Below are 4,790 nucleotides of genomic sequence, written 5' to 3'. Positions count from 1 at the left end.
CCCGGATGAGAGACAACGATCCCTACAAGACGGAAAACAAATGATGAAATGAACTTGACCCCAACGCCCGATTAGAGCAGCGGACTTTCGACTCTGCCGCGCCAGTGGCCACGCGGTCAGCTCAAGCAGAACTTCGCGTTGTCCCACCAACCAACGACCTCTGTCCGCTTACTTTGGGAGCAGCGCTCAGCCGACGCCAAAAGCTTGCAATCCGGTTCGAAGGCGGAGATGGAGCCTGCCGCACGCTGAGCATTTCGGCGCCTCACCGTCCGCGCTGTGCGAGGATCATGGCGCCACCCGCGATAAGTGATGCACCCAGCAAAGAGATTGGTGCAGGGACGACGCCGTAGAGAACGAAATCGTAGAGCGCCACGAACACAAGCACCGAATAAAAGGCCGGGATCACTACGCTCGCCTCGCCTCTTTTCATGGCCTGAATAGACATTGCGCGCCAGCGAAGTCACCCATCTGAAGGTCGGCGACATCGACAGCGACAGGATGCTGATCCGGGTCGATCAAGGCAAGGGCCGCAAGGACCGCCATGTGATGCTGTCGCCGAGCCTGCTTGATCTGCTGCGCGACTACTACCGCGAAGCGAGGCCAGCAGGCTGGCTCTTTCCCGGCCGCAACCTTGTCGATCCGATCTCGACGCGGCAGCTCATCCCACAGAAAAGGCGGAAAGAGACGCCGGCCAGCAATCCCCAGAATGCCGCGACGCGAGGCGCATCATCGAGATCTGCACGCGCGGGCGCCCGAAATCCCGCGCACCGCAATGACAGGAGGCTGCAGGACACGACGATCAAACCCGGCTTCGCAGTATCCGGGCGTCGGACCAATCCATAGCCTTTGAGAACGCTCTGCGCGGAGCTCATCGGGCCATCTGCGCGCTCTCAGCCAACGCAGATTTTTTGGCGCTCGCGCCCCGGCCGATCCAATACAGCGGCTGCCAAAGCAGCGTCGAAAATCGACACTCCGGCCTGTGGATACATCGCAATCAAGAGTGCAGAAACGCCAAAAAACCTCCAATCCCGAGAATCTGATCAATCAGGGTGCAACGACAGAGCGGGTGCTGACTTTTGGTGCAAACCAATGGCGCGTGTAGCAGACTTTTGCTGGTCGCATCGCATCATCTATGAAGTCCTGATCAAAGCGGTAGTATCTGAACCGTGATTGGACAGCATCATTTCAATGACTTGGCACTCCCACCACACCGATCAACTAATACAACCAGCGCACTGTGGCACGGTGCCAACTTCGACTGGAGATAGTCTGATATGGCGCGAACGACGAGGCAATACTCTGGCAAGCGTTCTTCTGAAGCTCATCAACCTTCGGCACAGCGGACGTCTTCCCGCGTTGCAATAGACAGCAATCTGTCGTCCTCACAGGCCAGTGGGTCTCTGAACGCAGCGGCCTCTCAACGCACACCACACACAACCAACCCATCCACGCCGCTCGCACAGACGCATCAAAGGGCCGCTTCCAGTCCAGCCGTTGCGCGCCTTCAGTCGTTGCAACAGATGGCGGACAAAAGCTCTCCTGTCCAACGCCTCGCAGCAATGACGTCCGCTTCCGATCCGACCACCCAAGCCGCTGGCGCTCAAGAGAGAGCCCAAACCACGCAGCGATCTGAAGCAGAAACCGCATCGACCTCCCATGCGCCTGCAGGTGGCTTGCCACGGGACTTACGCAGCGGCATCGAAAACCTCTCGGGGATGGACATGGGAGACGTGCGCGTCCATCGAGGCTCCACGGAGCCGGCCCGAATAGGCGCGTTGGCCTACGCGCAAGGGCGCGATATCCATTTGGCGTCCGGTCAGGAGAGGCATCTGCCGCATGAAGCGTGGCATGTGGTGCAACAGGCGCAAGGGCGCGTGGCGCAGACACGGCAGGCGATGGGCGTGGCGCTCAACGATGATCCCGGGCTGGAGGCGGAAGCCGATCAGATGGGGCAAAGGGCCCTGTCCGCCGGAACCACGCAGATTGCGCTCGGCTCGGAGCCGCCCAACCTCGCGTCTGCGCCCGTCCAGCAGAAACCGGTCGTCCAGCGCCTTGCGGGGTTCGAGATCGAATTGCGCATTCCGTTCTACGGATCTTCTGGCGTTGCCACCGATGATAAAACTTTCAAGAGCGAGACGGCTCAGCAACTTGCCCCAAATGCCCGCAAGCAGGTGGTAGATTTCCTTTTTGGTGGAAATAAGTACGGCGTCTCTTACGGAAGGGTGGATGGTCAGTACGACGTCTCTGCCGATCACAGTTCATGGCACCGCCCGCATAAAGAACTGCGTAAGCACATCAAAAGGCATCATCTTGGGCGCACAGGCAAGCAGCCCTCCATGTCCATTCCCGAGTACCGCACCGTACCTCTGGAAGAGCGGGACCCAGAGACGCAAGCGAGGATGGCCACAATCGCAGCTGCGGTACAGATTCATGCGAACGAGTCCGTGCGGCGGGCGCAACTTGGCCATACCAACGCACTCAGCGCCCCTGTTCAAGACCAAATGACAGGCATTCCTGTAGCGGCGCTGAGGGCATTGTTGACAGGCGATGACGTAGGGACGGAGTTGTTGAACAACATGATCAATGAGCTGCAGCCGTCCCTGTATTATCAGTCTACCGTTGGCGTTTTGCCAAGCGAGATACCGGCCCTTTTCGAAGAGGCCGCAGCGGATATGGATGATCAGAACCCCGACACAGCGAAAGCGGGCCTTTTGCGTCATTCGGTGGCACGGGTTGACGCAGCGCTCAATAGCGCTGAGGTGGCACCTTTTGTCGGAGTGATGGACCCCGGGCACAAGGCGTCTTTACGCGGCTGGATGACGCTAGTTGCCCAACTTCTCTTGGCCGACCAGCTCGAGGTCTCCAGCACCCGGTACTATGTTAAGGAAACTGAGGAAGGCGAAATAGTGGTACGCCGATCAGGTGTGCGCAAAAACCTTGTCCCTTACTTACCCAAAACGGACCTTAAGGCGGCAAGGGCAGCTTTGCCGCCAGCTGTACGGCCAAGCCCGCATGCCGGGCCCAATGCAAGAAACTGGCACAACCTGTTCCAAGCCCTTTTCGAAAATTGCCATCCGAACAACTTCGATCTCGTTACAACGTTGGGCCTGGAGAACTATGAGAACCGGGATCTCTACGACAAGAAAGGCAAGAAGATCGGAAAGGTAGAGCACGGAGAAATCTTTGGTGTGGGATCGATCCCAGGCACTTGGCTATACCTTCTGATAAGCGATCAGACAGGAGGCGAGAACCATCTCAAAAGCGGCAATGAGCTCAGTCTGGATGACAAGCAGGAGGAGTTAAAACCCGAGCTGAGCATTCGCGGCGAGCAGGCCATCCCGCTCGAAGACAGGGCTGCAAGTTCCAAAGCCAGTTTTGGGTCTAGCGACGATATTGATGGGATCGAGGATCGCCTCATGAACGCATGGAACTCGGCTGTGGATCGGCGCATCGCTTCGACGAAGGACCGAGCAGATTATCAGAGGGCCTACGATGCTGTGAGGCCTCAATTCGACGCTCTTGGTAGCTTCCCCACGATCCACGGGCAGCTTCGGCGCATGCGCGCCCAATTTGACGCCCTTGCCAGCCCTGACAATCTGGAACAAAGCTCTGTGCAGCTACAGGCGCTCGACCTGGAGTTCAAAGCATGGCGCGCGAACAATCCAGACGCACATCTGGCGCTTTTGAAGCTCATACTTCTGATTGAAAATCCTGGGTGGGCAAAAAAAGCGATCGGGCGGGGCAAGGTTCCCACTGGTGTGCACCTCATGCGGGCAGAACTGGCAGCGCGCCACGCGGACAACACGACGTTGACAAATCTTCGAGATATCGCCACCGCCCGGCTGGCCGCAGGTGGGTTGACGCGAAGGGCGTCGACCAAGAACCTTTATACCCTTGTCAGGGACACGCCCGGATGGATTGGAAACGGTGGCGGCTGGACGAGTTTTGTTGCGCTGTACAGTCGGACGGACCGCGCGGTATGACGTCCTGAGGTTCGGTTCCCTGAAACCGCCCAAGATGCTCACCGAGAGCGGCCTGCTTGGCCCGGGGCTCTTCGAAAGGCATCGTCATATTATCGGCTCTTGCCGAAGAGGCGCCATGCATCCCTGGTCAAGCGGCCTACAACTCACACGTAGATTCATCCCAAATGCTGTGAGCATCTAAGCGAGGTTGTGGATACGCAGAGATGGATCGTTTGTGGCGGCGAGGCCGAAATACGGTTTGCACTTGATCGTGGACAGACAAAAAGAGCTGTGCTTGCCTGGGCGATTTGAAGCGGGCCAGATCTCTTCGTGGCGCCGCTTCGGTCGATGTGAGCCTTCAGGTCTACTCTTTGAGCTGTTGCGCCTGCCATGTGTCGATGACACGCTCTTTGAGCATTGGCATCAAATGGACATCGATGTCAAAGAACGGTCATGCGAAGCGTATGGTCTTGGACTGTGCGGTGGTCTCGGTATCGACTACGATGCGTTGTATGTGTGTTATGCGGGAAACGACCCGATATCTCTGCCGGACACATTCAGCACTGAGATGTGCGCCTTCACCGGACGTGTACATACCGCTAAACATCTTGTGCGAAGCTTTTCAGCTGATCGATCTGTTGATCAGTAATCTCCAATGGCTGGAAACTTGTCGGCGCTTGGAGCCACCCCGCCATTGGCCGATCGCTCCTTCCATTCACCAATAAGGTCATTGATTTTGTTTCCAGGACAGGTGTCTAGCCCCCTGTTGCTGGGCCACTGATCAGCCGTTTCTCTAATAGGGTTTCTGGCACCGGTGGCCGCATGTTG

General features: G+C 57.6%; 3 protein-coding genes and 2 pseudogenes. 2 read left to right on the top strand and 3 right to left on the bottom strand.

All coding sequences use genetic code 11. The annotated features are described in order from the left end of the window. Positions 1–262: 262 nt before the first annotated feature. Complete coding sequence (locus MUB52_RS23790) at positions 263–406, bottom strand: hypothetical protein (RefSeq protein WP_263846647.1); 144 nt, start codon at positions 404–406, stop codon at positions 263–265. Positions 407–444: 38 nt separating this feature from the next. Here MUB52_RS23790 and MUB52_RS23785 point away from each other — a divergent pair. Further along, a pseudogene (locus MUB52_RS23785) lies at positions 445–843 on the top strand (tyrosine-type recombinase/integrase); the annotation flags it as partial. 677 nt (positions 844–1,520) lie between these two features. Then, positions 1,521–3,983 carry an eCIS core domain-containing protein gene (locus tag MUB52_RS23780; protein ID WP_263846646.1) on the top strand — a complete coding sequence of 821 codons (2,463 nt, stop codon included), beginning with the start codon at positions 1,521–1,523 and terminating at the stop codon, positions 3,981–3,983. A gap of 136 nt (positions 3,984–4,119) precedes the next feature. Here the strand turns inward: MUB52_RS23780 and MUB52_RS24205 are convergent. Together MUB52_RS24205 and MUB52_RS23775 are read right to left on the bottom strand one after the other, a co-directional pair. Continuing rightward, positions 4,120–4,328, bottom strand: a pseudogene (locus MUB52_RS24205) (IS6 family transposase); the annotation flags it as partial. A 276-nt stretch (positions 4,329–4,604) separates the two neighbouring features. Next, positions 4,605–4,790 (bottom strand): hypothetical protein (locus tag MUB52_RS23775; RefSeq protein WP_263846645.1); only part of this gene is annotated, 186 nt, incomplete at its 5' end.

Source organism: Roseobacter sinensis (genome assembly GCF_025755255.1).
Taxonomy (GTDB): Bacteria; Pseudomonadota; Alphaproteobacteria; order Rhodobacterales; family Rhodobacteraceae; genus Roseobacter; species Roseobacter sinensis.
Note: the sequence above shows the minus strand (reverse complement) of the source record. Positions and strands in the feature narration are given on the sequence as shown.